This is a genomic window from Dactylosporangium cerinum (assembly GCF_042653625.1).
Lineage (GTDB): Bacteria > Actinomycetota > Actinomycetes > Mycobacteriales > Micromonosporaceae > Dactylosporangium > Dactylosporangium cerinum.
This window is the reverse complement of the sequence record NZ_JBHSIU010000122.1, coordinates 13,425-39,074: the sequence shown is the minus strand read 5'-3', so window position 1 is coordinate 39,074 and position 25,650 is coordinate 13,425. Positions and strand designations below refer to the sequence as shown.

General features: G+C 69.7%; 29 protein-coding genes. 12 read left to right on the top strand and 17 right to left on the bottom strand.

Annotated features, from left to right (window positions below):
- Window positions 1-597: 597 nt before the first annotated feature.
- Window positions 598-876 carry a hypothetical protein gene (locus ACFPIJ_RS57510; protein WP_380128043.1) on the top strand — a complete coding sequence of 93 codons (279 nt, stop codon included), beginning with the start codon at window positions 598-600 and terminating at the stop codon, window positions 874-876.
- A gap of 573 nt (window positions 877-1,449) precedes the next feature.
- Here the strand turns inward: ACFPIJ_RS57510 and ACFPIJ_RS57505 are convergent.
- Entirely contained in the window at window positions 1,450-1,923 is a 474-nt protein-coding gene (locus tag ACFPIJ_RS57505; protein ID WP_380128042.1) for a MarR family winged helix-turn-helix transcriptional regulator, read from the bottom strand.
- Window positions 1,924-1,995: 72 nt separating this feature from the next.
- On the opposite strand from ACFPIJ_RS57505, the gene ACFPIJ_RS57500 reads away from it, so the two are divergent.
- From ACFPIJ_RS57500 to ACFPIJ_RS57490, 3 genes are all read left to right on the top strand, one after another.
- Window positions 1,996-2,892: an NmrA/HSCARG family protein gene (locus ACFPIJ_RS57500; RefSeq protein ID WP_380128041.1), complete on the top strand. Its 897-nt coding sequence runs from the start codon at window positions 1,996-1,998 to the stop codon at window positions 2,890-2,892.
- 11 nt (window positions 2,893-2,903) lie between these two features.
- Entirely contained in the window at window positions 2,904-3,332 is a 429-nt protein-coding gene (locus tag ACFPIJ_RS57495; protein WP_380128040.1) for a DUF6069 family protein, read from the top strand.
- A 130-nt stretch (window positions 3,333-3,462) separates the two neighbouring features.
- Complete coding sequence (locus ACFPIJ_RS57490; RefSeq protein ID WP_380128039.1) at window positions 3,463-4,386, top strand: NADP-dependent oxidoreductase; 924 nt, start codon at window positions 3,463-3,465, stop codon at window positions 4,384-4,386.
- A 414-nt stretch (window positions 4,387-4,800) separates the two neighbouring features.
- Here the strand turns inward: ACFPIJ_RS57490 and ACFPIJ_RS57485 are convergent, their stop codons facing one another.
- Together ACFPIJ_RS57485 and ACFPIJ_RS57480 are read right to left on the bottom strand one after the other, a co-directional pair.
- The gene (locus tag ACFPIJ_RS57485) at window positions 4,801-5,241 is read right to left on the bottom strand and encodes a nitroreductase family deazaflavin-dependent oxidoreductase (RefSeq protein ID WP_380128038.1); all 441 of its coding nucleotides are present in this window, start codon (window positions 5,239-5,241) and stop codon (window positions 4,801-4,803) included.
- Window positions 5,242-5,313: 72 nt separating this feature from the next.
- Window positions 5,314-5,658 carry an aldo/keto reductase gene (locus ACFPIJ_RS57480; protein ID WP_380128037.1) on the bottom strand — a complete coding sequence of 115 codons (345 nt, stop codon included), beginning with the start codon at window positions 5,656-5,658 and terminating at the stop codon, window positions 5,314-5,316.
- Between the two features lie 173 nt (window positions 5,659-5,831).
- Here ACFPIJ_RS57480 and ACFPIJ_RS57475 point away from each other — a divergent pair, with 173 nt between their 5' ends.
- The 3 genes from ACFPIJ_RS57475 (at window position 5,832) to ACFPIJ_RS57465 (ending at window position 9,855) form a co-directional block, all read left to right on the top strand.
- Window positions 5,832-8,522, top strand: a complete 2,691-nt coding sequence (locus tag ACFPIJ_RS57475) for a winged helix-turn-helix domain-containing protein (RefSeq protein ID WP_417323612.1) — start codon at window positions 5,832-5,834, stop codon at window positions 8,520-8,522.
- 144 nt (window positions 8,523-8,666) lie between these two features.
- Entirely contained in the window at window positions 8,667-8,819 is a 153-nt protein-coding gene (locus ACFPIJ_RS57470) for a hypothetical protein (RefSeq protein WP_380128036.1), read from the top strand.
- Window positions 8,820-8,964: 145 nt separating this feature from the next.
- Complete coding sequence (locus tag ACFPIJ_RS57465; RefSeq protein ID WP_380128035.1) at window positions 8,965-9,855, top strand: alpha/beta hydrolase; 891 nt, start codon at window positions 8,965-8,967, stop codon at window positions 9,853-9,855.
- Between the two features lie 21 nt (window positions 9,856-9,876).
- Here ACFPIJ_RS57465 and ACFPIJ_RS57460 read toward each other — a convergent pair whose 3' ends face one another.
- A complete protein-coding gene (locus ACFPIJ_RS57460; protein ID WP_380128034.1) occupies window positions 9,877-10,119 on the bottom strand; it encodes a hypothetical protein in 243 nt (80 codons plus the stop codon).
- A 345-nt stretch (window positions 10,120-10,464) separates the two neighbouring features.
- Between ACFPIJ_RS57460 and ACFPIJ_RS57455 the strand changes: the two genes are divergently transcribed.
- The 3 genes from ACFPIJ_RS57455 to ACFPIJ_RS57445 all read left to right on the top strand — a co-directional run bounded on the left by ACFPIJ_RS57455 (window position 10,465) and on the right by ACFPIJ_RS57445 (window position 13,362).
- On the top strand, window positions 10,465-11,211 hold the full coding sequence (locus ACFPIJ_RS57455) for an SDR family NAD(P)-dependent oxidoreductase (RefSeq protein ID WP_380128033.1): 747 nt from the start codon (window positions 10,465-10,467) through the stop codon (window positions 11,209-11,211).
- A gap of 251 nt (window positions 11,212-11,462) precedes the next feature.
- Window positions 11,463-12,443 (top strand): MBL fold metallo-hydrolase, encoded by a 981-nt coding sequence (locus tag ACFPIJ_RS57450; RefSeq protein WP_380128032.1) that lies wholly within the window; start codon window positions 11,463-11,465, stop codon window positions 12,441-12,443.
- A gap of 451 nt (window positions 12,444-12,894) precedes the next feature.
- Window positions 12,895-13,362: a nuclear transport factor 2 family protein gene (locus tag ACFPIJ_RS57445; RefSeq protein WP_380128031.1), complete on the top strand. Its 468-nt coding sequence runs from the start codon at window positions 12,895-12,897 to the stop codon at window positions 13,360-13,362.
- A 394-nt stretch (window positions 13,363-13,756) separates the two neighbouring features.
- Here ACFPIJ_RS57445 and ACFPIJ_RS57440 read toward each other — a convergent pair whose 3' ends face one another.
- From ACFPIJ_RS57440 to ACFPIJ_RS57430, 3 genes are all read right to left on the bottom strand, one after another.
- Entirely contained in the window at window positions 13,757-14,422 is a 666-nt protein-coding gene (locus tag ACFPIJ_RS57440) for a nuclear transport factor 2 family protein (protein WP_380128030.1), read from the bottom strand.
- Window positions 14,423-14,846: 424 nt separating this feature from the next.
- Window positions 14,847-15,212, bottom strand: coding sequence for a hypothetical protein (locus tag ACFPIJ_RS57435; RefSeq protein WP_380128029.1), 366 nt, complete (start codon window positions 15,210-15,212; stop codon window positions 14,847-14,849).
- Window positions 15,213-15,323: 111 nt separating this feature from the next.
- Window positions 15,324-15,743: a hypothetical protein gene (locus ACFPIJ_RS57430; RefSeq protein WP_380128028.1), complete on the bottom strand. Its 420-nt coding sequence runs from the start codon at window positions 15,741-15,743 to the stop codon at window positions 15,324-15,326.
- Window positions 15,744-15,972: 229 nt separating this feature from the next.
- Between ACFPIJ_RS57430 and ACFPIJ_RS57425 the strand changes: the two genes are divergently transcribed.
- Window positions 15,973-16,266 carry a hypothetical protein gene (locus ACFPIJ_RS57425; RefSeq protein ID WP_380128027.1) on the top strand — a complete coding sequence of 98 codons (294 nt, stop codon included), beginning with the start codon at window positions 15,973-15,975 and terminating at the stop codon, window positions 16,264-16,266.
- A gap of 184 nt (window positions 16,267-16,450) precedes the next feature.
- Here ACFPIJ_RS57425 and ACFPIJ_RS57420 read toward each other — a convergent pair whose 3' ends face one another.
- Genes ACFPIJ_RS57420 through ACFPIJ_RS57410 form a run of 3 tightly spaced genes read right to left on the bottom strand, consistent with a single transcriptional unit; the run spans window position 16,451 to window position 19,387 of the window.
- Complete coding sequence (locus ACFPIJ_RS57420; protein WP_380128026.1) at window positions 16,451-16,804, bottom strand: hypothetical protein; 354 nt, start codon at window positions 16,802-16,804, stop codon at window positions 16,451-16,453.
- A 2-nt stretch (window positions 16,805-16,806) separates the two neighbouring features.
- Entirely contained in the window at window positions 16,807-17,973 is a 1,167-nt protein-coding gene (locus tag ACFPIJ_RS57415; protein WP_380128025.1) for a hypothetical protein, read from the bottom strand.
- 49 nt (window positions 17,974-18,022) lie between these two features.
- On the bottom strand, window positions 18,023-19,387 hold the full coding sequence (locus ACFPIJ_RS57410; RefSeq protein WP_380128024.1) for an ATP-binding protein: 1,365 nt from the start codon (window positions 19,385-19,387) through the stop codon (window positions 18,023-18,025).
- Between the two features lie 23 nt (window positions 19,388-19,410).
- Between ACFPIJ_RS57410 and ACFPIJ_RS57405 the strand changes: the two genes are divergently transcribed.
- Window positions 19,411-19,629 (top strand): transposase family protein, encoded by a 219-nt coding sequence (locus ACFPIJ_RS57405; protein WP_380128023.1) that lies wholly within the window; start codon window positions 19,411-19,413, stop codon window positions 19,627-19,629.
- Window positions 19,630-19,681: 52 nt separating this feature from the next.
- Here ACFPIJ_RS57405 and ACFPIJ_RS57400 read toward each other — a convergent pair whose 3' ends face one another.
- From ACFPIJ_RS57400 to ACFPIJ_RS57370, 7 genes are all read right to left on the bottom strand, one after another.
- Window positions 19,682-20,080: an MmcQ/YjbR family DNA-binding protein gene (locus ACFPIJ_RS57400; RefSeq protein WP_380128022.1), complete on the bottom strand. Its 399-nt coding sequence runs from the start codon at window positions 20,078-20,080 to the stop codon at window positions 19,682-19,684.
- 47 nt (window positions 20,081-20,127) lie between these two features.
- Window positions 20,128-20,538: a hypothetical protein gene (locus ACFPIJ_RS57395; protein ID WP_380128021.1), complete on the bottom strand. Its 411-nt coding sequence runs from the start codon at window positions 20,536-20,538 to the stop codon at window positions 20,128-20,130.
- Between the two features lies 1 nt (window position 20,539).
- Entirely contained in the window at window positions 20,540-20,692 is a 153-nt protein-coding gene (locus tag ACFPIJ_RS57390; protein WP_380128020.1) for a hypothetical protein, read from the bottom strand.
- Window positions 20,693-21,530: 838 nt separating this feature from the next.
- Window positions 21,531-22,628: a M23 family metallopeptidase gene (locus ACFPIJ_RS57385; protein ID WP_380128019.1), complete on the bottom strand. Its 1,098-nt coding sequence runs from the start codon at window positions 22,626-22,628 to the stop codon at window positions 21,531-21,533.
- A gap of 283 nt (window positions 22,629-22,911) precedes the next feature.
- Entirely contained in the window at window positions 22,912-23,436 is a 525-nt protein-coding gene (locus tag ACFPIJ_RS57380; RefSeq protein WP_380128018.1) for a hypothetical protein, read from the bottom strand.
- Window positions 23,437-24,345, bottom strand: a complete 909-nt coding sequence (locus ACFPIJ_RS57375) for a DNA-processing protein DprA (RefSeq protein WP_380128017.1) — start codon at window positions 24,343-24,345, stop codon at window positions 23,437-23,439.
- A gap of 188 nt (window positions 24,346-24,533) precedes the next feature.
- Entirely contained in the window at window positions 24,534-25,550 is a 1,017-nt protein-coding gene (locus ACFPIJ_RS57370; protein WP_380128016.1) for a DUF4192 domain-containing protein, read from the bottom strand.
- Window positions 25,551-25,650: the final 100 nt, after the last annotated feature.

Sequence of the window (25,650 nt, the reverse complement as noted above, 5' to 3'; positions counted from 1 at the left end):
ATCCACCCGACCACGACCCCAGCACGGTCGTCGCGATCAACAAGCCGATCCGGCGACGCCGCATCCTGAGCGGCGTCATCAACGAGTACCACCGAGCTGCCTGATCCACCTGCAAATCCCCAGCTCACAGCCCGAAGCACAGTTTTGGCACCGTACAGGGTTGCCTGAGCGGCACCTGCGCCGAACCGTGCCGGTCCTGCTGCTGCAGCTGACGAACCCGTGCCTGGTCACTGACGCCGCCGACAGCTCGGCATCCCCGCCGACGCCGCCCGCGTTTCCTACGGCATCACCGCAGCTTGGTTCCGCGACTCGCACGACGGCGCCGCGTTCATCGACGCCGTCCACAACCTCGCCGACACTCTCGACCTGCCCGCCAACACCACCCGTCTCGTCGACTACCAACACCGCCGCACCGCCCTGGCCTCCGAAAGCGCCCGAGCGTCCGGCTCGGCCGGCAGGACCAGCTCCAGCAGTCCGATCGCCTCGCCACGCTCCGTGACCGGCGCCCAGATGGTCCACTCGCCAGCGCCAGCCAGCAGCTGGGGGACCTGCGAGTGCAGCGCCTGCTCCTACGGCCAGCCGTCGAACGGCAGCACGGTGGCCACTTCGTCGCCGCCGCGCCGGCCCGGCTCATCGCCCGCGGCGTCCCGCGAGTTCGAACTGGCCGACCTGGTCGAACACCTCTCAGCCCGACGCGCTGACTGGACCGAGTTCCTCACTATGTTCGACCTCGACGGCGACCGACTGCTCGACGCGCGTCGGCTCTACGCCATCTTCTGGCTACACATGCTCCGCCCCGGCAGCCCCGCCGAACGCCGTAACCCACCTGGCACCCTCGACCAGCAAGCCGAGCGACTCCTCAACCTGCTCAACTGATCAGCTTTGAAACACGGCCTAGGGCCACGGCGCAGCAATGCGCCACCGCTACCCGACAGAACGCCGAAACGGTACTGGATGTCCTGCGTGACGGGGGCGGGTTCACGACCGCCAAGCCTCTCACGTGGTGACCACTGGAGCGCCCGTTTGCTGGGAACTGGTACGGCGCGTTCGGGCCGGGGGCCGCTGGAAAGGACCTGGTCACAGGCCTCTCGCCAGCGGCCTACCGGTGCGATGCCAATCAAGTCCGCGGCTTCGCGGCGGTTGAGGCCGCTGAGAGTGTTCTGACTGACGAGGACGAGGCGGTGCGGCGGACTGCGGCGTGGTTGCTGGTGGCCGCTCGCGGGCACGATCAGGCCGTGGTGAGGTTGCTGGCGAACCTCCAAGCATGTCGCGTGGACGACGCGGCGGTCCGCCCCGCATTGGACGCCACCATCCGTGCCGATCTTGAGGCGGCGGTAGGTGTGCTTGACGCACCCGGAAGCCGAAGTTCGTTGACGGCCGGGATGAGCTGGGTGTTGACGCTAGCGCTCCTCAACTGCGAGGACGACTGCTGTGCGTGGGCACAGCGGCTTAGCAGGGTGCCGGCGTCACTTCGCCGTTCTGGAGGTTTGAGAGTACGTGGCGCACTAGGCGTTCCAGCTGCTGCACCTCGGCGGGGGTGAGCCCGGCGACGGTGACGCGTTCGAGGTCGCCCCAGATGTTCTGGACGCGTTTGTAGATGGCGCGGCCCTCGGCGGTCAGGCTGACGAGGGTCACGCGTCGGTCGGTCTCTGACGGGACCCGTTCGACGATGCCCGCCTTTTCCATGCGCGCGAGCATCTTTGCCGTCGTGGGCGGTTCCACGCCCAGCCACCGGGTGAGCTCGGCCTGGGACCGCGGGGGCGAATCGAACAGGCGCATGACGATCAGTTCCTGGCCGGCGCTGAGCCCGGTATCCCGCAGCAGCTCCTGTGACATGGCTCGATGCGCCCGCGCGAGGGTGGGGATCAGCGGGCTGATCACTCCCTGGACCGCGGAGGTGAAGTCAGCAGGTTTCGCGTTCACGACCCTCCCCGGAAATAATAGTAAGCCGGCTTACGTTTTCGTGTACTGTCCACCTCGACCAAGGAGAACATCTTGAACACCAGTGTCACACCTTCCACCGACTCGCGGCTGATCGCCGTCGTCGGCGCGACGGGCAACCAGGGCGGCTCGGTCGTCGACGCGCTGCTGGGGCGGGGCGTGCGGGTGCGTGCCCTCGTGCGTGATCTCGGTGCGCCCGCCGCGCAGCGCCTCGCCGTCCGCGGTGTCGAACTGACGGTTGGCGACCTGACCGATGCCGCATCGCTCGACACCCTCTTCGACGGCGTGGATGCCGCGTTCGCGATGACCACACCGATCCCTGGCGGCACCGAGCAGGAGACCGCCGTCGGCATCGCGATCGCGGATGCCGCCGCTCGTGCGCAGGTGCCGCATCTGGTGTTCAGCTCCGTCGGCGGCGCCGAGCGCGAATCCGGTGTCCCGCATTTCGAGAGCAAGCGCCGCGTCGAAGAGCGCATCGAGTCGCTCGACGTCCATCACACCTTCCTGCGCCCCGTCTTCTTCATGGATAACCTCGCAGGCTTCTCGACCAGCGTCGAGGAGGGCCAGGTTGTCGTGCGGATGGCGATGCCCGGCGATATCCCGCTGCATATGGTCGCCGTCGGCGACATCGGGAAAGCGGCGGCAGCGATCCTGCTCGGCGGAACCGCCGTCGAAGGCACCAGCGTGGAGGTCGCCGGTGACAGCCTGACCGGTGAACAGATCGCGCAGGCGATCGGCGCACACGCCGGCCTTCCCGCACGCTACGAGGCACTGCCGCTCGAGGCCATCGCCTCCTTCCGGGACACCGCTGAGATGTTCCGCTGGTTCACCGAGACCCCCGCGTACCAGGGCGACTTCGCCGCGACGCGCGCGCTCGTGCCCGACGTGCTCGACTTCCCCTCCTGGCTCGCCTCGTCGGGCTGGAACCCCACCGCTTCACCCCGGATGTGAAGGAGGACCGCATGACCACCTCAGCCACTTCCTCAACCTCCACGGCCGTCGCGCCTCCCGTCTGGATCCGCGGTCTCATCGCGGCCGCTGTCGCTGCCGTCGTCAATGTCGTCATCCGTCTGATCGCGTCCGCCGCCGGGGCGGACATGCTTGTCGACGCGGAGGGCACCTCGACGGCCGTGACGCCTGCGGCCGTGCTCATCGCAACGACGCTCCCGATCGTCCTCGGCGGAGTCTTCGTCTGGCTGTTGGCTCGGCGGACGCCGCGCGCCCAGGTCCTGTTCGCCTGGGTCGGACTGATACTGGGCGTCGCCACCATCCCCGTCCCGCTCCTATCGGCGCACGACATCGCCACGGGCCTCTCCCTCGCGCCCATGCACGTCGTCGCCGGGGCGGCCTGGTTCTCCGCGATGATGCTGGGGGCGAAGAAGACGAGCTAAAGGTCAGAAGCGTCTTCCCTGTGCCAGGTCAGCGACGGACCGGCGCGGGAATAGCCCCAGGGGTTCGTCGAACGCGAACCACGATCGGCGCCGTCAGGCGATTTCGAACGGAAAGGGAGGTGGAAGGATCATGCCAAAGGCAGTCAGGTACGCCGAGTTCGGCGGGATCGACGTTCTGCGGGTCGACGAGGTGGCGCGCCCGGTGCCCGGCGACGGGCAGGTCCTCGTGCGGGTGAAGGCGGCCGGCATCAATCCCAGCGAGGCGGTCATCCGCACGGGAGTGCTGGCGCAGATGTTCCCGTCGACGTTCCCGTCCGGGCAGGGCAGCGACCTCGCCGGGGTCATCGAGGAGGTCGGCGCCGGGGTCGGCGGCTTCTCGTCCGGCGACGAGGTGATCGGGTTCAGTAACAAGCGGTCCTCCCAGGCCGAGCTGGTCCTGGTCGAGGCTGGCGACCTCACGCGCAAGCCGGAGAACGTCCCGTGGGAGGTGGCCGGCGGCCTGTACGTGGTCGGCGTAACCGCGTGGGGGGCGGTGCACTCCGTGCAGCTCGAGAAGGGCGAGACCGTCGTCGTCTCCGGAGCCGCCGGGGGCGTCGGCTCGCTCGCCGTCCAGCTCGCGCGCCGTACCGGGGCCACGGTGATCGGCCTGTCGAGCGAGAGCAACCGCGAATGGCTGGAAAGCCACGACGTGATCCCGGTTGCGTACGGTGACGGCGTCGCGGACCGGATCAGAGCCGCCGCGCCCGGCGGCGTGGACGCGTTCATCGACACCTACGGCGACGGGTACGTCGAGCTCGCCCTCGCCCTCGGCGTGGCGCCCGAGCGGATCGACACCATCACCGATTTCGCCGCTGCCGCGAAGTACGGGGTGAAAACAGACGGAGGGGCAGCGGCCGGGCCAGGCGCCAAGGTGCTCGCCGAGCTGGCCGCCCTGATCGCCGACGGACACCTCGAAGTGCCGATCGCGAACGTCTACCCGCTCACGCAGGTCCGCGAGGCCTACACCGAGCTCGAGCGCCGCCACACCCGCGGCAAGATCGTCCTCAGGCCGTAGGTACGCGGCATTCACGCATGCGTACTCCAGTGGACCGACGCCCCTGTTCAGGCCCATCATCGGCAGCCATAGCCGCCGCGTCCCGGTGTCGGTGTCATGCTCGTCGTTGACGGGGGCGCCGCTGTTGCAGCGCGTTGCTGGCGCCGTCCTGACGCCGTTCTGAGCGCGACGGCCGCACAGGCCGTTGCGATTCGTCAGTTGTGGTCACCGGCAGGGGATGCTGCTGAGGCGGCCGGGAAGGGCAAGTCGTACGCCCGTGCCCTCCTGACCAAGGCCGACACCAAGGACAAGATCACCCAGACGAGGGCGGACGAGGCGCTGGCCCGCATCATCATCATCATCATCATCCGATGCCGCCGGGTGCGACCTGGTTGTCGACGCAGGGGGTGTGCGGCTGCTCAGCAGCCGCGCACTTCAGGCCGGGTTGGTCAGCAGCTCAAGTTCGAGCACCGGAATGGTGCGGATTCCAGCAGTCTGGCGCTCGTACTCGGCGAAGCCCGGGTAGCGCCGGGCCTGCTCGGCGTAGATGCGGTCGCGTTCGGCGCCGGCCAGCTGGCGGACCGTCACCCGGTATGTCCCGGTTCCGAGCTCGACGGTGCCGTCATTGGCGGCGGTCAAGTTGTAGTACCAGTCCGGGTTGGTGGGTGCTCCACCCTTGGTCGCGAAGACGTAGATGGCGTCCGGCCCGGCCTCGTGCGGGAGGTACATCGTCGGGGTGACGTACTCCCGCCCGCTTTTGCGGCCACGGTGATGCAACAGGACCATCGGCGCGCCCTCGAAGACCCCGCCGACCCTGCCCTCGTTCGCTCGGAACTCCGCAATGGTCTTCGCGTTCCAGTCGAGCGGATCGCTCATGTCGAACTCCTGTCGTTCGCGATCCCGCGGTATGCGCTGGATCGGGGTGATGGAAGGCCCGGCGGCCACTGCTCAGATCGCGTTCAGCTCGGCCGAGTCGCCGGGCAGCCAGCCGCCCCGGTCGTCGCGAACCACCCCGACCTTGGTCACGATGTGCGCGTCGTCGCCGTACGGGAAAAGCGCCTCCCGGATGATCTCGTTGGTGATGTACGGCCCGTAGGCGTCGGCCGTGTCGATGTGGTTGACGCCCAGCTCGACCGCGGTCCGCAGCACCTCGACGGCGGCGGTGCGGTCGCGCGGCGGCCCAAGGATGCCCGGGCCGGCGAGCTGCATCGCGCCGTAGCCGATCCGGTTGAGGCCGAGGTCCCCGACCCAGTAGGAGCCGGCCCGGGCGGCGGGTGGGTTCGTGGTGGTCATGGGCGGATTGTCACCAGTGCGCGGGCGGTGTGTCGTCGCCGGATTCCGGTGATGCCGGGGTCAGCCGCCACCAGCCGCGCTGCTGGCATGGGCGACCGCGTGCCGACCTGGCGGAGCGCGTTGCGCAGCGGGTGCCCGACAGCAACATGGCGGGGGTCCACGGGACGGCCAACATGACCGACCTGGTGGCGAGACAGCGTGGGGAGCGCGTGCCGCGGCCGGTCGCGCACGATGTTTCGGGCACCCGGGGGCTGCTCGACCGGAAGGATCTCCTGCAGCTGCTCGACCGCGCCGTGACCAGACGTCTGACGGTCATCTCGGCGCCCCCGGGAAGTGGCAAGACCTCGCTGTTGCGTGCGTGGGCCGGCGACCCGACGACGCTTCGTCGGGTCGTGTTCGTGTCCGTCGAGCGCAACCAGCAGAACGAACAGCGGTTCTGGTCCGCCGTCCTCGACGCGATCCGGGAACCGGCGCGGCCGACGACCTCTGCGGCGCCGGTCACCGTACCGGACGTGGACGAGGTGATCGACAGCGTGCTGTCGGAGCTTGTCGAGCACGCCGAACCGGTCGTGCTGATCATCGACGACCTCCATGAGCTGAGGTCGACCGACGCCTTCACGCAGCTCGAACACTTCGTCGCGGAGCTGCCGGGCAACGCACGCGTGGTGCTGTCCTCCCGTCGGGATCCGCCGATCCGACTGCACCAGCTCAGGCTTGCCGGCGCGGTTGCCGAGATCCGTGCCGGCGATCTGCGGTTCACCGAGGCCGAGACCCGCGAGCTGCTGGTCGGGTCCGGGATCGGCCTGTCCGGCGAAGGGGCGGCCGCGCTGCACCGGCGCACCGAAGGGTGGGCGGCTGGCCTGCGGCTGGCGGTGATCTCGCTCACCGGTCACCCGGAGCCCGAGCGCTTCGTGGCCGAGTTCTCCGGCACCGACCGCGCCATCGGGGAGTACCTGATGGCCGAGATGCTCGAGCGGCAGCCGGGCGAGGTGCAGCGCATGCTGTTGCGAACCTCGCTGGTCGACCGGATGAACGGTGAGCTCGCCGACCTGTTGTCCTGCCGGCCGGGCTCCGAGCAGATGCTGCTGGCACTGGAGGAGGCGAACGCGTTCGTCGCCTCGCTCGACGCCCAGCGCACCTGGTTTCGCTACCACCAGCTCCTGGCGGACTTCCTGCGCCTGGAACTGCGCCGGACGTCCGCCGACGAGGTTCCTGACCTGCACCGCCGGGCCGCGCGGTGGTTCGCGGATCGGGGGGACGTCGTGGAGGCGGTGCGGCACATGGTCGCGGCGGGCAACTGGCCCGATGCCGCTCGACTCGTCGCGGACCACTCGTTCAGGTGGGTGCTCGACGGGCGGGCGGGAACGATTCGCACGGTCCTGCAGGCGTTCCCGGAGGGGGCATCGGCCGATCATCCTGACCTCGCGCTGGCTCACGCGGCCGCTGAGCTGAACCAGGGGAGGACGGAGGAGGCGGCCGCTCAGCTGGCGCTGGCCGAGTCCCACCTCCCCAGCGCTGCTCCGGCTCGCCGCCGCCGGGCGGTGGCGGTCGCGTCGCTGCGACTGGCGCTGGCCAGGCGCAGCGGCCAGTTCAGCGAGGTGATCGAGCAGGTGAAGATGCTCGATGCCTCGATGGCGGACGCGTCGAGCGAGCCGCTCGCGATGGGCAGTGAGCTGCGTGGGGTGACGCTGCTGAACCTCGGGATCGTCGAGACCTGGACCGGGCGGCTCCTGGAGGCCGAGCGGCATCTGTCCGACGGAGCCGCGCTCGCCCAGAGGATCGGCCGGCCCTATCTCGAAGTCGCGTGCCGCGCGCATCAAGGCTTTCCGTCGAGGACGGTCTCGGTGACGGCAGCACGTGAGCGCGGCCGTCAGGCGGTAGCGCTCGCCGAACGGCACGGCTTGGACGATCACCCGATACTCGCACCCGCACTCGGAGCCGTCGGCGGCATGGCCATCTGGATGGGCGAATTCGACGAGGGGGAGCGCTGGCTGCGCCGCGCCTGGGACGTCGGCTCCGCGCACGTCGAGCCCGCCACCGCCGTGCTCCTGCACCTGGCGACCGGCATGTTGCACGCGGGTCGCGGACAGCAGCGTTCGGCGCTGGAGGCATTCACGGCGGCAGCGCGGACGCAGTCGCTGCTCACCGGTGCGCACGCGCTCGCGCCGCGGATCACCGGATGGCTCGCAACCACCCAGGCCCGGCTGGGAAGGCCGGCCGAGGCGCGCGCGACGCTCGCCGAATTCACCCCCGAACCCGGCCGGGCGGGCGCCATCTCCAATGCGCGAGCCTGGATCTGCCTCGTGGACGGCAACCCCAGCCTGGCGTTGGAGGTGCTCCGTGACATCCGGGACACCACACCCCCGATCGACCCGTTCACGCTCGTTGAAGCGCATCTGCTCGCCGGCACCGCACACCTGCGCTCGGGCGATCGAGACGCCGCGGCAGCGGCTGCCGAGGCAGCCCTGGCGACCGCCGAGCCCGACCGGCTGGTGTTCCCGTTCGCCATGACCGAGGCGGCGGACCTGCTCGATGTGCTCCGGTACCACGAGACGGCCCATCGTGCCCTTCTCGCTGACGTCGTCGACCAACTGAGGAGCACATCGTCGCCGAGCGACGACCGGGAGCCGCCACCCCACTCGGACGAACTGACCCCCAGCGAACTGCGCGTCCTGCGATATCTCCCGACGAACCTGACGCGGGCCGAGATCGCGAATGAGCTCCACGTCTCGATCCACACGGTCAACACGCACATCCGCAACCTCTACGCCAAGCTCGGTGCGGGTGACCGATCCGCCGCCGTGCACCGCGCACGCCAGTTGCGGCTGCTCTCCAACCGGCTTCCGCCGGCGTCTGCCAATTAGCTCCAGGTCCGCGCGCCCGATCACCGGATTCCGGCGTCGCCGAATCACTCGGTCGTGCGGCACAGTCGTTGTGTGGCGCCAGGCTTGTACACCATCCGGATACGGGGTCGGCTCGGAGCGACTGCGCTGTCCGCCTTTCCCACGATGGCGTCCGAGCTGACCGGCGGCGAGACCGTGCTCACCGGCCTGCTCGAAGACCAGTCCGCGGTGTTCGGCGTCGTTGCGCAGATCGAGGCCCTCGGCCTCGAGCTTCTCGAGCTGCGCCAGATCAGGCCGCGACCGCCGCAGACCGCATAGGGCGCGACGCCGCACGACCCGGCGCTGCTCGTCCTGCGCGCACGCCGGGCAGGGTATCGCCAGCTTCAGGCGAGGACAGCTCACCAAGGTCACCGCGATCATGTGCCGAACGGAACAGCGTCGACGCCTGACGGGAAGAACACTGATGAGCAAAGAGCAGCAGAGCCAGTTGGATGCCATCCTGCGTCAGGGCCGGCTGGACACCGCCGCGGATGCCGTGTCGGTGCGAGCCGCGTTCGACGCGTTCACGGCCCAGGTGCCGACGCCCGCCGATGTCCAGCAGCAGCGGGTCGAGCTTGGCGGCGTCCCCGGCATCGAGGTCACGGTCGCCGGCAACGAGACCGGCCGCGTGATCCTCTACTTCCACTCGGGCGTCTACGTCATCGGCTCGGCAGCGGCCACCGTCCCACTGGTGGCCGATCTCGTCCGGCGAACGGGCGTCAACGCCGTCACCCTCGACTACCGGCTCGCTCCCGAACACCCGTATCCGGCCGCGCTCGACGACGCTCGCGCGGCCTACGAGGGGCTGCTCGCACAGGGAATGGACCCTGCTCAGATCGTTCTCGCGGGCGAGTCGGCGGGAGGCGGGCTGGCGGTGGCCACGCTCCTCGCCTCGCGGGAGGCCGGACTGCCCATGCCCTCGTGCGCACTCCTGCTGTCGCCCCTCGCCGATCTGACCCTGTCCGGCGAGACACTGCTCGCGAGGGAGCCGCTCGACCCGGTCCTGTCGCCCGCGGGCCTTCGCGTCCACGCTCCGGAATACGTGGGCAGTGCGGACGCCGCCGACCCGCTGATCAGCCCGATCTTCGGCGATCTCCGCGGATTGCCGCCGCTGCTGATCCAGGTGGGGTCGAACGAGATCCTGCTCAGCGACGCGCTCCGGCTCGCGGAGCGGGCAGCCCTGAGCGATGTCGCGGTCACGCTCGACGTCACTCCGGGCGTCCCGCACGTGTTCCAAGGCTTTGCCGGATTCCTCGATGAGGCCGGCGCGGCGCTCGACCGCGCAACGGCCTTCGTGAAGGCACAGCTGAGATGACTGCTGCCGGTCCGGCCGGGGCTACAGCGCCCTCAAATCGGGCATCGCCGCTCTGCCCTTCAGCGCCGGAAGCATCATCACCTCCGTGTTCGTACCGCCCCTGCTACAGCGCAGCGGACCCAAACCGGTAATGCGCAGCGGACCCAAACCGGTAATGCTCACCGGGCTCGCCCTGGGCACGGTCGGTCTGGCCACCTTCACGTCCATCTCCGACACCAGCAGTTGGGTCGCGACGGTTCTTCCCGGCGAGATCTTGATGAGCATCGGCCTGGCCTTGCTGCTTGTGCCGCTCTCGAGCCTCGCGCTCACCACCCTGGTCGCAGGCGCGCGGGAAGTAGTCGGCGCGGCCCGGGGTGCGGGAGGCCGATGCCGGCGAGGCAAGTGCGGTGCTCAACTCGACGCAGCAGATCGGCGCGACCCTGGGCACGGCGCTGCTGAACACGTTCTATGCGAGCGCGGTCGCGGCCTACGTCGTGGCCCATCACCTCTCGCCGGCGCATCCGCTGGTGGCGACGCAATGTAGCACCGGACACGTTCCTCCAGGGCCGCACGGTCCACATCGGACAACGCCACAGCGAACGGAAACGACGAGACACCAGGAGTCGGACTATGGCGAGGATTCTGGTCACCGGATCGACCACCGGGATCGGGCTGGAGACGGCGCGGACGTTGCAGGGGCTCGGCCACGCTGTCGTCTGGCACGCGCGCAGCAAGGAGCGGGTGGCCGACCTGGGCAGCCATGCCGAGGTGATCGTCGGGGACCTCGCCTCGCTGCAGCAGACGCGGGAGTTGGCCGGCGCGGCCGGACACTGCGACGTCGTCTTCCACAACGCGGGGATCAACTGGGAAAACGAGCGGCGCGAGACCGGCGACGGCATCGAGCGGGTCTTCCAGGTCAACGTGCTTGCGCCCTACGTGCTGACCGCGCTCATGCCACGGCCGCAGCGGCTGGTGTACCTGTCGTCGTCGCTGGAGTCAGGAGGCGTCGCCGACCTTGCGGATCTGCAGTACCGCGCCAAGCCGTGGGACGGTAGGCAGGCGTACAGCGACTCGAAGCTGCATGACGTGGCCCTTGCGTGGGCCGTCGCCCGGCGGTGGCCGAGTGTGTACAGCAACGCCGTCGATCTGGGCTGGGTCCGCACGAGGCTCGGCGGGCCGTACGCGATCGACGATCTGCCGGTCGGCGCCGACACCCAGGTGTGGCTGGCCACCGGCGCCGGCGGGGCCCTGGTCACCGGGCGGTATTTCAAACGGCGCAGGGCCCAGCGCCCCAACCCAGCGGCCGGTGACATCCGATACCAGGACGGGCTGCTGCGTGCGTGCGCCGACCTCTCCGGGGTCGAACTGCCGGCGTGATCGGCACTGCGACGGGCCGCCGCGTCGCAGCAGCCCGAGCCGCCGGACGGCGAACGGGCCGCTCGCCGTAGCAGCCGCCAGAGCCGACGCCAATCGGAACACACGGCCACGCAACGGACCCCCGCCACCGCGCCAAAGATCGACGGCAGACCGCGGTCGGATCACCGGAATCCGGCGACGACGGCTCACTGTCCCGGCGGTGAACCTCAACAGGCCTGATCGGCACAGAGCGCGAACATGGAGGCGAGCGCATGACTTCGTCCAGCCCACCCGCGGACAGCACGCCGCAACTGCCGGACTATGCCCCGGTGCCGGAGGCCGCCCTGGGCCCGGCCCTGAACGAGCACGGGTATCACGTCGGTCGGGTCGAGCGGAACCTGTTCAGCGTCACCGACGGCACGTACCAGTCGGCGTTCCTGCTCACCTCGGACGGCGTCGTGCTGTTCGACGCGCCGCCGAGCATCGGCCACAACTTGCGGCGGGCCGTCGACGAGATGGCCGCGGCCGAGGGCGCCAGCAACACGGTGACCCATCTCGTGTACTCCCATCACCACGCCGACCACGGCGGCGCCTCCTCGCTGTTCGGCAGCGACGTGATCCGGATCGGACACGAGGAGACCAAGCGACTGCTGCGGCGGGACAACGACCCGGCCCGGCCGCTGCCGGACGTCACCTTCCAGGACCGCTACACCCTGGAGGTCGGCGGTGAGCTGGTCGAGTTGGCGTACCACGGGCCGAACCACTCGCCGGACAACATCTACATCCACTTCCCGCACCACGACACCATCATGCTCGTCGACATCGTGAACGCCGGCTGGGTGCCGGTGTTCAACCTCAACCTCAGCGAGGACGTGCCCGGATACATCGAGGCACCGTCCATCGCACAGTCCTACCCGTGGACGCACTACATCGGCGGACACCTGGGCCGGGTCGGCACCCGCGACACCGTCGCCCTGCACCAGCAGTACATCGCCGACATCCAGGCCAGCGTGAAGCAGATGCTCGGCACGGTCGACCCGACGCCGTACTTCGTCAAGTACGGCGCGAACGTCTGGGCCGCGGTCCAGATCTACCTCGACACGATCACCGACCGCGCCGCCGAGCCGATCATGGCCAAGTACACCGGAGTGCTCGCCGCCGCGGACGTCAAGGCGTTCGTCCACAGCACCACGTTCATGATCCTGCATTCGACCCGCCTCGACTTCGGGCCCAGCGGGCCGCTCCACCCGTGACCGGAGGTGGCAGGGACATGAGCAAGCGTGTGGCGATCGTGGTCGACGCGGGGCGGTGAGCTGGGCTGTGCGACGGCGGAGAAGCTGGCCGCGGCCGGGTTCACAGTGGTCGGCGTCGACCGCACCGAGGCGGCGCTGAGGGAACTGCCCGACGGCATCCGGCAAGCGGCGGGCGACCCGACCGACCGGTCGTGTCCAGCAGCCTCGCCGCCGAGGCCAGGTCGCCCGAGGTGCTGGTGAACGCCGCTGCACCACAACTGCTCGACACGGCCTAGAACCGGCCGTTTCTGCCTGCCGAACTGCTCGCGCACGCGGTCGCACCGGAGCCGGTCGCCGACATCATCGCCCTACGTCCTCAGTGACGCCGCCGCGCCAGTCGGCGGCGCCGTCGTGCCGACCTACGGCGCCTGAGCGTCATCCGCTGCCCGTTGCACCTCTGGAAAGGATCACCGTGAGTATCCGTCCACCGATCACCGGCGCCGAGGCCGCCGACCGGCTCGCCATCCGGGAGTTGTTCGACGCCTACGCGCACTGCGCCGACCGGCGCGACGCCAAGGGCCAGATGGCGCTGTTCACCGAAGACACCCACTTCGTCGTCTACATGGACGCCCGCAACCCCAAGCCGACGCAGGACCTGCACGGCCGCGAGGCCCTGGCGCCGGTCTTCGACGCCCTCAACGCCCACCTTGCCACCACGCACTTCAACGGCCAGAGCACCGTCGAGCTGGACGGGGACCGGGCCACCGGCGAAAGCTACTGCCTGGCCCACCATCTGACGCAGGACCAGCACGGATCCCGGACATTGATGGTGGCGTCCATCCGCTACCTCGACACGTTCGTCAAGCAGGACGGGGCGTGGCTGTTCGCCGAGCGCCGTCTGATGGTCGACTGGACCGACGCGCGGCCGTCGGTGTCCTGATCCCGGCCCGGCCGCGCATGGTCGGTCCAGGCGGGCTTCCCGATCGACTCGCGACCGCAGCCGCCCTTGTCGCGGCATAGGTCGGGTTGTATGAGCAGCCGAACGGCGCGTGGGGGCGGTACGGTCTCCAGCCTGGCAACGCCCTCGTCGCTCAGGGCCGGCCGATGCCAGGTCGGTCGGGGTCGCGGACTGAGGGCTCTCCAACGGACGCCAAACGAATAAACGATCAAGGGCGTCTCCGAAGTTCGGGAGAACGCCCTATGACCTGAGCTCATTCCGTGGCCTGGGGTTACCGCACACGAACCGCTACGCTACGGTCCTGACCTGTGGTTTCTCGCTCCTGGTCCGCCAGTGCAGCGCAGCGTCCGCCGGAGCAACTGGACGCTCGCGCGAGTTACCTCTTGGGCGCGGCCGCCGCGACTGCGGACGCGTAGTCCGGCAGTATGCCCAGCTGGGCGTACAAGGTGGTGAAACCGATGTGGCAGTCGAACACCTCGACCTTGCCGTTGCGCAGGTACCAGAAGTCGGCGGTCGGAATGTCGATCTTGGCCCCGGTCGGCTTGATCACGCCGGCGGGCGTGTCGAACGGCCCGAGGAAGGTGCCCTGGATCGACAGCTCGATGCCGACCACGTCACCGCGCACGGTGATCTGCTTCAGCTGCCGGTGAACGTCGGGAAGGAACGTGCCCATCCAGACGACCAGACCGCCCAGTTGCTGATCCCGCAAGCTCGTCTGGCCCTCCACACCGCCGATGCCGTTGAGCACACCGTCCTTTGCGAACAGGTCGATGAACCCCTGGGAGTCCAGGACGTCACCCTCCGCCACGTGGTAGGCGCGCAGGACGACCGCGAGGTTGACCTTCTCGCGCTTGGTCAGGTGCCGGTCGGTGAGCGGCAGCTTGGACAGGTCGCTCGCGCTCAGGCCCGCACTGACGTTCGGGCCCTCGCCGAGAGGCGCAGCCTGCGACGGCGCGGCGCCGATAGTAAGAGCCAGGCTCACGGCTACGGCCAAGGCGGTGATCGTCTTCCAGCGATGAACCTTCATGTCCATGTCCTCCATGTCCATGTCCTCCTGTGGTTTCAGAATCTGAGATCCGTCGCAATGGGTCTCTCGTCGGGTGTCGTTTCAAATCAGATGCTCACTGCTGGGACGGCGATCGTCGTCGCTGGATTCCGGTGATCCGCGCGTGGTCTGCCGGCGGTCCATGAGGGTGACTCTGGCCGGGTGCCTGGAGAGGCTGGGCGATGACCGACCGGCTGAGGGGGTACTGCCAGCGCGGGAGTCCCGGCGGATCGCAGCGAACAGCTCAACCCTCGACATCCGTGACATCGGCAAGCTCCCGTCCCAGACCTGCCGATGCTCCCACCGGTGCAGGTGGCGCCGGAACTGGCCGACATCGCAAACCACCCGATCGAGAACACCCTGCAGTGGTGCCCAGATTCGCAGACAAACCGCAGGTCATTGCCGGACCGCCGCGAACGGACTACGAACGCGCCAGCACCGCCACGACCAACTCGAGCACGGCGACGCGGTCAGGATGCCCGGTGCGATACATGGCGGCGACGTCCGCCCGCCGTTCCGGCACCTCCAGAACGGCCAGTACCGCCGCGTTCTCCCTGACGCCGCGCAGACGAATCTCACCCGCCAGCCACGAGTCGATGGCAGCGTGCCGGGCTTGATGCTCCTTCACCGCACGACGCGCGCCGGCCAACGCCGACACCATCACCGCCCGCGACGGCGGCGACAGCAAACCCGCTCCGAGGAACGCGACGATCGCATCCGACCGACGCTGGTCCTCGAGCCCGTCCCGCTCACCACCGCTATCACCCACCGACACAAACCCGATCATCGCACCGCACCACGCCCGGCAGTGGCGCTCGAACTTACCGACACAGACCTCAAGCCCCGCAGGGTGGAGCTGAATCTGACCAGCACGTGGCTCCGAACCTCGGTTCTGGCGCTAACTTCGTGATTGATCTTGCTGGCGGCTCGCGTCGGCGGTGTTACGCCGGCTTCGGACGAAGTCCATATACTCGTCGCCAGCGACCGCGTGGTTGACCCAGCAGTCAGATCGTGTAGTCGTGAGTTGCTCGGCGAGTGCTATTGCTTCGGCCTCGTCCGGGCTGGAGCCGAGCTCGCGCCCCTCGCCTACGTAGGCTTCGTCGACTGGGTCCAACGACATGAGGTTGGGCAGGTCGCCTACCTCGTCGTCGGGGTCCTGCACGGTGTGCAGGGATACGCGGTACTGGCCGTCCATGGGGCTGATCGCAACCCATTGGATGGCGGCCACTGCGCCGATCTGAGTGCACCCGAGGAACTGTTCGATGCCGTGTCCGCGGCGGAGGGCCCCGATGGCGAACTGCCGGGTGAGGTAGCGCATCCAGGAAGCCTAGTGCGGGGAAGGCTCGACGCTGATCAAGGTGCGAGCAGCACACGTTTGCGGAGCAGGTCGAAGCCGGCGCGGCCGTACATCTGTCGTTTGGTGTGTCCTGAACGTGGAGGAGGTTCGGTAGGTCGAGTTCTCTGAAGCGGTGCTGCACGGATGATGAAGGTTGTGGCCCTTCGGAGTCGCCCGGCGGTTGGGGGGCTCCAAACCGCCTCATGCTGCGTTGGCCACGGAGAGCGCCGGCTTCGGCCGCGACGTGCTCACGTTCGCCGAGATCCTCACCCGGTGGCCGGCTCTGGTGCCCGCCCTCGGCCCAGCATCGGGCCCCACCAGTGGCCTGCGCCTGCTGTGCGCGGCAGCCACGGCACCGGAGCGAGCCGACCTCGAGTGGGAGGCGGCGGTGCGGCGGCTGCGGCTGGATCGGCCCGAGTACCGGAACGCGGTCGCGAACCTGCGCAAACTGCTGGCGCGGCACGGGAACGCCGAGGTCGCCTACTACGCCGAGTGCGTGCTGTGAGGGGGCGGGTCAGCCTGCGCCGGTGGCGCGCTGCCACTCGCGGATCGCGGGCAGCACGGCCACGACGGTGACCGGCCGCGCCCCCGCGCCCCCGCGCCCCGTGCGACCAGTTGACGACTAACGTACGGTCGGATCGATGACCATGGCATCCCTGGATCGAACCACGCCGGCCCGGTGACCCCTATCAGTCGTCGAGGTCCGGGACCCGGGCGCTGCCCCGCTCCTCGACCTCCTCCAGGAGGCTGCCGCCGAACCGGTCGAACGTCTCGACCGCGGAGTAGGTCGGTTCCGGCGTACCTTCGCGGGTGCGCCGGACGGTGCCGTCGGCGATCCAGTACCGGTTCGGCACGGCCTCCAGGACGTGACGGCACGCCTCGTCGGGCAGCTCATGGTCGAGTTTGGCGCGGTCGCGGGCACGGATCAGCGCGTCGCGGTCGTGCCACCAGCCGACGTACTCGGTCCACGCCGGCGAGTCACCCAGCCGGCCCATCGCCTCCGGCGCGGTCCGAGCCAATGACAACAGCTCCCAGAACTTCATCGCTATCGTTCCCCCAGCTCCTTCTTCTCGACCCGGTAACCCAGGTCCTCCCAATGCCGGACGGCCGCATCCCATTGCTCCGGAGTCCGACCGGCGCCGTCGCCGAACCGGCCGGAGCCGGCGTTGATGCTGACGCTGTCGTCGGACGTGAACCACGCCTCGCCGCCAATTGCCGCCTCGGGGCTGACGTTCGAGTGCACGATGTTGCCCCGCGGCGTGTTCCACGGAGTCTTTTCCAGCGCCACGTTCGTACCACGATCGTCCATCGTCCACAGGTACTTGGTGTCTGGGTCGCCGTGCTGGCCGTGCACGACGTCGTCGAACTTCCCGTCGGTCCGCGACTGCAACCCGTCCTCGGGACCCATCAGAATCTCCTCACCGGGCAGGAGATCGCGCGCCGGCGGCTCCAGCGGCCCGATGTCGTCGTGGTACGGCCGTTCCCCCTCCTCCGGCTGCCCGTCGGCGCCTTCCGGTGCGGCATCGGCATCGGCAGCCGGCTCGGCGTCCCCGTCACCCTCGTCGGTGCCGCCGTAGTCGGCCGCACCTGTCTCGTCCGGCGCATCGTCGTCGCCGGGCCGGGCGTCGTCTGCGTCCACCAGGTCGGCGTCCGTGGCGGTCCGGTCGGCATCCGCGTCGGCTGCGTCGTCCGCGCCGGAGGCATCGGCGTCGTCGGGCAGGTCCGGAACGCCGTCGGCGGCGTCGTCCCCGACATCGCCGACGTCCTGCGCGTCGTCGGCCACCCGGTCGAAGCCCGCGGGGTCCTCCTGCGAACCATCCACATCGGACTGGCCGTCGTCCGGGTCGTCCTCCTCGGCGGTCCCAGCGTCGGCAGACGAATTGTCTGGGTCCGCGTCGACGGGCGGCTCGGGGAGCCCGTCCGGGTCGTCTGCGGACCGGTCGGCGCCGGCGGCATCCGAGGCGTTGTCGGAGGCGTTCGCGGCGGATCCGTCGGCGCCGTCCGTGTCGGCGGCCGCGCCGGGGCCGCTGCCGTCATCGTCCGCGGCGCCTCCGGAGGCGGACGGCGCGGCCGGAGCCTCGGCGGGGTCGGCGTCGTCGTCGGGAAGATCGTCAAGTCCGTCGGGCGGCCCGGCGTCCGCACCGCCTCCGTCCGAATCGGTCTCGGGCGACGGCGACGGAGACGGGGCGTCATCCTCGTGCAATTCGCTCATGCCGGTACACCGGCCGCATCGCGAACACGATTCGTTCCGGTAAGTCTTCTCATGCCAGCTCCCCAGGTCGGCGGGTCAGTTCGAGACGGACGCGGTCGACCCACCGGACCGCCTTCTCGCGGCCGCGGTCGTTCCACCTGTGTGGCGGGTTCGCGGTCCGCAGCGCATGGATGAAGACGCACGTCCGGTAGTCGAGCAGCGCGTCTGCGTCGACCGCACCGGGAAAGTCCCCGGCGAGGCAGACGAGCGACTCGGCGAGCGCCGGCCAGCCGCCATTGGCTGGCTGGGCCAGCCCGACGAGCCGCGCCGACTCGGTCTGGTCGGCGGTGACCGACTCGGCTTGGCGCCGGAAATGGCACCGGTGTCGGCAGTCGTGGCATTCGCCGTACGGTGCCATCGCCGCGGCGAACGAGGATGTGCCGAGCAGAGCCTGGAACCGGCGCCGGAGCTCGTCGTCGTCGGCGAGGGGCGCCTCGTCGGCGTTGCGGGCGGCAGCGTCGGCGGCTCGGACGTCGGGCACCTTGACGGTCACAGCGCGGTCGAGCCGGTTGTGCGACACCAGCGCCTCGAACGGGCGCAGCGCCGCCGCCGACTCGACCTGGTCCGGGTGCATACTCATCGTCGCGCCGAGCAGTTGGCGATCGTCGGAGGCAGCGGTCCGGTGCATCACCTTCAGGTTGGTGATCTTATATGCGTCGTCGGCGACCTTGCCCACCTGCTGGTCCACCAGTACGTACGATTGGCCGTACTTGCGGTCCTCGGCGAGACCCTGCGCGATTCGCTCCGCGGCGAGGGCCTGCGCGTTGGCCTCCTTCATGTCGCCGGCGGACGCGGTCGCGCGTGGGAACACCCGGTGTGCCTCTTCCAGCAGCAGCACGTGCATGCCGGTCGGTCGGCTGGCCCGCCGGTGTCCGCGTACCGCACTCAGCAGCAGCAGCGTGACCAGTGCCTGTTCCTTGGCATTGTCACCGACACCAGCCAGTTCCACGACGACCGGTCGCCGCAGCAGTGTGCTGAGATCGAACGAGGTACGGCAGTTGAGCGTGGGGCCGCACGCGCCCTCGGCGAGCGCCTCGGCCCGCAGGTTCGCCGCCGCGTCGATGTTGCGGCCGACGTCGCCGGAGTAGCCGAGCGCGGCGGTCACCTCGGCCAGCGCGGCGACGAAGTCGGCCAGGACCGGCCAACGACCAGCGTGCTGCGGTCCGCCGCGGTCCTCCGGATGGAAGCCGCGCTGGCGGTACACCTGGACCAGCGCCCGCCGGTAAATGAACGGCAGCGGGTCCCACAGCCCGAACGCCGCCTCGAAGCAGCTCAGCAGATTGGAGATGTGTGCGGTCACCGTGGCGCCCGGCGGCACGTCGAACGGGTTGAGCCGTAGCGGCGCCACCGACTCGTCGCCGACGGTCAGGATCACCAGGTCTTCGAAGCCGGGCCGGCATGATCACCCCGGACCGCAAGCCACGCGGCGGAGAACTCACCGACGGCCAGAAGGCGTCCAACCGCTCGGTCAACCGCATCCGGGCAGCCGTCGAACGCGCCATCGCGCATCTGAAGTCGTGGAAGATCCTCAAGACCGGCTACCACCGGATCATGCACGACTTCTCCGACATACTACGGACCGTCACCATGCTGGAGATCTATCGAGCCTGGGGATGACTTCTGAATGACCTTCCTGGATAAGCGGTAACGTGGGGAAGTGGCCGGCGGTTCATCCACCTGCCTTCAGCCGGAACGCGAGGCGGCGGGGCGCCTGCACGCGATAGCTGTCCGTCACCAGCTCGGCAACCTCGACCCAGTCCGTCTCGTCGTCCAGCACCATTCCCACGACATTCACTGCCCAGTCGGCCCGGAAGAACGGAGGGCCGGCATGCGCCAGTGCGGCCAACTCCCCGGGCGGCACCCGGAAGGTCATCAGGATGGCCGGATCGTCTATATCGATGTACGCCGACCCCCTCCCGTCGGTGGTGTAGACGTGCAGGAACGTCCGCCGGCGAATCCGCCACCGCAGGCCGATCCACGCCGGCTCCTCGTACGCCTCGGGCAGTTCCCCGCAGATCACCCGGAGCCGGCCCACAACGGCGGGTGGAACGTCCGCGATGTCGCTCATCTGTACCTCCCGCGCCCATCCTGCCCGCCGGGTAGGGCATCAGCACATCAGAGTCTCCGGGGTTGGAAGGGCCGCTCCGACGTCATAGGACTATCGGGCCCAGCTCGGTGACAGCTCGGTCGAGTAATTCCCGTACTTGCCGCCATGCTGGTCCATGGACGGCTCGGCCGTTCCGACGGCGCCTCGGGCGTCTCGGGGTCCGGGTTGATGCCCGCGGTCCGCAGCTGGTAGCCGTACCGGCCGGAGATCGCCCGCCAGTAGTCGCGATCTCTCTCCGCCTCGCCGCGGCGGCGGGCCTTGTCGTCCCGGGCGGTGGCGATGTCGGTGATCGCTTCTCGGGTGGACGCGCGGGCGCCGCCGCGCAGGGACGTATAGCCCTTGACGAGAGCGCCGATGAACAGGGCCCCGCCGCCGCCGAGCAGCGCGGTGATCAGGGTTTGGGTGGTGTCCGCGGCCATGTCAGGTCCCTTCGCGCCGGGCAGCTGCCCCCTTGACCGCGGCGCGCCGCACGTCACCGACATCGACCCAGCGGGCGATCAGCAGCGCGGCGACCGCGATGAGGATCGCCGCGCCGCCGATCAGCCGCTGATCCCACCCACTACCCTTACTCACCAGGAAGGTGCACCCGATTCTGCTGTGGACATGGCTTCGACATCCACATCCTTGCAGGCCAGGTGCACCTTTCTTTCACTGACCTCGACCAGTCAGATCCCCCTCTGAATAGGGGAGGTTGACGATCCGTTGAACCCGGGCGCCGGTCTCAGATCGCAGGTCGACGTGTCGTCAGCCGAGGCGTTTGGAGATGCGTGGGCCGCCGTCGCCTCCTGGATGCGCAGCCTGCGGACAACCATGGAGCCGGAGTCCGGCGTTCGAACGTTGAAGTTGATCTCGGAGCTGTGGTCCTCGCCGTCCGAAGGCGACACGGAACCTCCGCAGGAGTGCGAAGCTCGGCCGCCCCAGCCGAGGCGGCCGACCGACCCGCCGACCACTGCTCGTGACCTCGCCAATCAAGAAGGCGATCGCAGTGAGGATCTGGACCCCGAGCTATAGCCGGGGCAGCGTCCAGCCACTTCCCGTCACGGGTCGGAAATGCGTCGCGTCCGCCCGGTCCGCAAACACCTCGGCACTACTCTCGCTGGTCGCGGCGAGGGAGGCACACCAATTGTGCCGCTCATCCGCAGGATCTGCTGACCGAAGCAATGCTCGATTGTAGGCACCGGCTGGACGTGAACAGCACATCCGTCCAGCCTGGCAAGCATCCGCCGCCGCATGCAGGCCCATGAGCCGCCCAGCTAGCGTGGATTGAGCTGATCACCGCGGATCAATGCGCCAAGGGCGGCGTTGGGCAGCGGCTGTCAACCTCTGTACCTGGTCGTGATCCGAGCTCACGTTGACAAAACGTGCTCGACGGCGGCGAGGCCCAATCCCGCCCGAACTCGTCCTGTGAGGCTCACTGGTGTCCAATCGGTGCACGTCCGGCCATGAACATCACCGGGTCGACAGCTCCCACCGGACTGCGGTCACCGTTGACGTGAACCTCGAAATGCAAATGAGGTCCCGAGCTGTGCCCGGACGACCCGACGAATCCGATGACCTGGCCGACGAGTACCTGCTGGCCTTCCACCACTGACGGGCGGGTGAGCATGTGGCAGTACCGTGTGACGATCTGATCGGCGTGCAGGACGTCCACGTACCAGCCGCATCCGGGTGTCGATGGCGAGCCGTCTTGGTCGCAGCCGTGGCTGGCGGGCGTCACGTTGCAGCGGACCACGAGGACTGTCCCTGTCGATGCAACCCGGATCGGGGTGCCGCGCGCCGCGGCGAGGTCGACGCCGTCGTGGCTTGGCCGGCCCGCGGTCCGGAACCCCGACACGATCGGTGCGCGCACCGGCGCGACCCAGTCGCAGGCTCCGGAGGCTTCCGAGGGCGCCGCCGGTGTCCCGCCTGCGTTGCTGCTGTTGAGAGCGTCCGGGCACGGCGTCAGACACCCGGCGATGTTGACCGACATCACGCCGTTCGTGCTGGACCCGACCGTAGTCACGAGCTTCGTCGCGTCGTGTTCCCATCGTGCGTACGCGTCGGGGTATGCGCTGCGTTGCACTGCTTGACCGGCGTCGGTCAGCGGCATCTGCGGCCACCCGGCGACGGCGAGCAACGCCGTATAGAACCGCCGGCTGGCGTAGACCGGATCGAGCAGCTGATCCCGGGTGCCCCAGCCCTGGCTGGGACGTTGCTGGAACAACCCGACCGAGTCGTCCGGGCCGTCGGAGCGGTTCTGCAGGCTCGATTCCTGGATCGCGACGGCGACCGCGATGACCTGGCCGCGGACGGGGACGCCGGCGTCGATGCCGGCGCGGACGATGATCGCGGCCGCGGAGACCTGGTCGGCCGTGTAGCCGCCGGCCGCTGTCCACGCCTGCGGAGCAGCCGAGGGTCCTGCGTACGTGCAGGTGGCGGCGTGTCCGCCGAGGAGCCCGAGACCTGCTGTGCAGATGATGACCGCACCGACGCACGCGGCGATGACGATGCTGAGGATTTTCGACGTCATCGGCGTCGTCCAGTCGGTGTGCTCGAGGCCGGCGCCGGTGGGGGAGTGTTCATGTGGATCCTCCTGAAACGCAAAAAGGGCGCGCTGGTGCGCGCGTCTGACGGCGAACGGTGGGGCGGGTCGATCACGTGGACGGCAGGGCCAGGTACGTCGCCGGTGAAAACGGAGCAGCGGCACCGGCAGGTCGGCGCGGTGTGGTTGTACTGCCGGGTCCGGCGGTGCGGTGCCGGACCCGGCAGCTGCGCTCGGGGTGTCGCGGCGCGACGTCACACGGTCTTGGTGATCACCGGCTCGCGGTGACCGGAACAGCTTCGATCCGCAGCGGCGGGATCCGCTGCCAGGACGCGGCCAGGGTCTCCGGTCGTGCCGGGTGCCCGATCACGTCGTACTGCTGCACGTGGACGGCGAACCAACGCTCTGCCGGTGCGCCCTGCCGCAGCCGTTGTTGCCGGCTCGTCGGCGTCCCGGCGAGTGCCGGGTGGGTTGCGGTGCGGTAGGTGCTGCGGGCGCCGGACAGCATCGGGCAGGCCCGGGCGCTGTATGCGGCGCACGGTGGGCATGTCGCCGGCTCGGACGTGCACCGCAGCCGCAGGTCCGCCGGCCGGGCGAACAGCACCGCCTCGTCCGGCAGCGGACGGCCGCAGATCTGGCACCGCTGTTCGTGCAGGCACCGGTGCTGGCTCAGCTCGGCGAGGTTGCCGAACAGGAACACCCCGTCCGTGCTGACCGGTGTGATCCAGGGGACGACCAGACCACCGGCGAGCGGCCGGTCGAGCAGATGCGCCGGCACCGGCGGCGGCGTCGTCATCTACTGTCCTCCCGTCGCTGCGGCGGCCGCGAGGTCCTCGAGGACGTCGACCGGGCCGGTGACGGCCCGGACCCGCGGGTCGGTGCGCAGCAGCCGATGGCAGCCGGCCGACACGGCCGAGGTGACCGGGCCGGGGACGACCATCCCGACGCGGCCGTACCGCATCGCCCGCCGCAGCGTCCCCAGCGCCGCACCGTTGTACGGGGTCTCGACGACGACGGTGCCGCTGCTGACCGCGGCCAGCAGCGACAGGTTCGCCGACACCCGCCGTGCGCTCGGCCGGGCGTCCGGCGGCCACGCCGTCAGCAGCAGCCCGGACGTCGACAGCTGGTCGTACACGCCGATGCTGGCTGCCGGGTACAGGTGCCGCAGCCCGCACGGCAGGATTGCGACCGGCCGTCCGCAGCTGGCCGCGGCCTGCAGGGCGGTGATGTCGATGCCGCGTGCGCCGCTCGACACGACGGTGCGTCCCGCGACGGTGAGGCCGGTGGCGATGTCGTCGGCGGTCCACATGCCGTAGCTGGTGGCGGTTGTGGTACCGGTGACGGTCACCGTCGAGGCCAGCTGCGGCAGTGGTGCCGGGCCGAGCGCCCACAGGCAGACCGGGCTGAATCCGCCGGCGCGGGCGATGTCGGCGATCCCTTCCGGCCAGTCCGGGTCCTCGGGGGTCACGACCCGGCACCAAGTCTGTGCCTCGGCGACCGCGTCGGCTGCCTCCTCCCGCAGGCACACGCGCCGGTCCTGCAGCTCCGGACGCAGCTCGTCAGCCGCGGGTGTCTCGGCGGTGAGCTGATCGAACGCGGACACCGGTCCGTGCTCGGCGACCATCCGGGTGACATGCGGGCGGCCGGGCCCGAAGACCCAGTTGAGTTTCGCCCGGGCGGTGCGGATCTCGTCGTCGTCGGTCATCGCCGCACCGCCGGCGGCGCTGCGGGCCGTAGCGTGGTGGTGCAGTGGTGCGTGGCCATCGTGGGTGGCCTCCTGTCTCCGCCTCGTGGCGGCGGACAGGCTGGGACGGTTACGGCCCCAGCCTGCCCGGAAGCACGAGGTGGAACCGCGGCCGCCGGTGCGGCGGGTGCGGGGTGGACCGTTCGGACCTACTGCTGGTCTCGCTGCTGGTCTCGGGACGCCCGCAGACGCGCGGTGATCTGCTGCGCGAGCTCAGGCGGCGCGTCCAGGGCCAACGCGAGATGGATCAGCTTGGCGAGGCGGTTGCCCGGGTCGTCGTGCAGGGCGCGGTCCACGGCGAGCCGGGCGAGCATCGGCTGGTTGGTCTGCCACGCGGCGAAGGCGGCGAGGCATGCGGGTACCGCCACGAACCCGGGCGCCGCGCGGCGGGTCAGGTCCAGCCACAGGTGCAGGTGCCGCTGGTCGTTGCCGGCGGTACGCGCGAGCGCGTGGTCGCGGACCTGCACGTCGTGGAGCAGGACGAGCAGTTCGGCCGCGGCGTCGTCGTCGAGCACGGAGCCGCGTTCGCTGACGCGGATCGCCGCCTCGATCGCGGCGCGACCCACCGGGACGGCGTCGCCGTCGGCGGCGGCGAAGCGCGCCATCACCGCAAGGATCGCCGCTTCCATCGCCGCTGTGGCGTCCTCGAGCGGGGCCACGGCCGCGGCCAGCGTCGCCCGGTCCGGTGCCGGCGGGCGAGGAGCTTCGGGAACGGCGGGATCGGGTCCGGCGTGCGGATCGAACGATGCGGGGGCGCCGGTGTCGCTCGGGTGCTGCGGGTCGTGTTCGATGTACTGCTCGCCCGTGACCCGCACCAGCTGCATGACGGTCAGGCCGCGGACGGTGGCGACGGCGGCGGCGAGGTCGAACAGGTTGACGACCGGTGCCTCCTCGCCGTAGCCGAGCACGACGAGTTCGGTGACGTCGTCGTCGGCGCATTCGGCCGCGATGTGGTGCAGCACGGCCGCGATCCTGTCCGCCGACGGGAATGCCGCCTGCTGTTTGAGGTCGGTGGGCAGTTCGAGCCGGGCGACGATGCGGATGCATGCGTCGCGGACGCCGACGACGACACCGCTGTCGCTCGGGTAGAACCCGAGCAGCCGCGGCACCATGCCGAGCAGGTCCGGGACGGAGGCGAGCTGCCACCGTGGTTGCGCGTCGCTCATTGAAACCCCTTCGGTTCGGGCGCGACCCGGCGGCACCACGCCGCCGGGTCGCTCGGTTGGCGTGGTGCGGCGGCGCCGGCATGTGTCCGGCGCCGGGTGG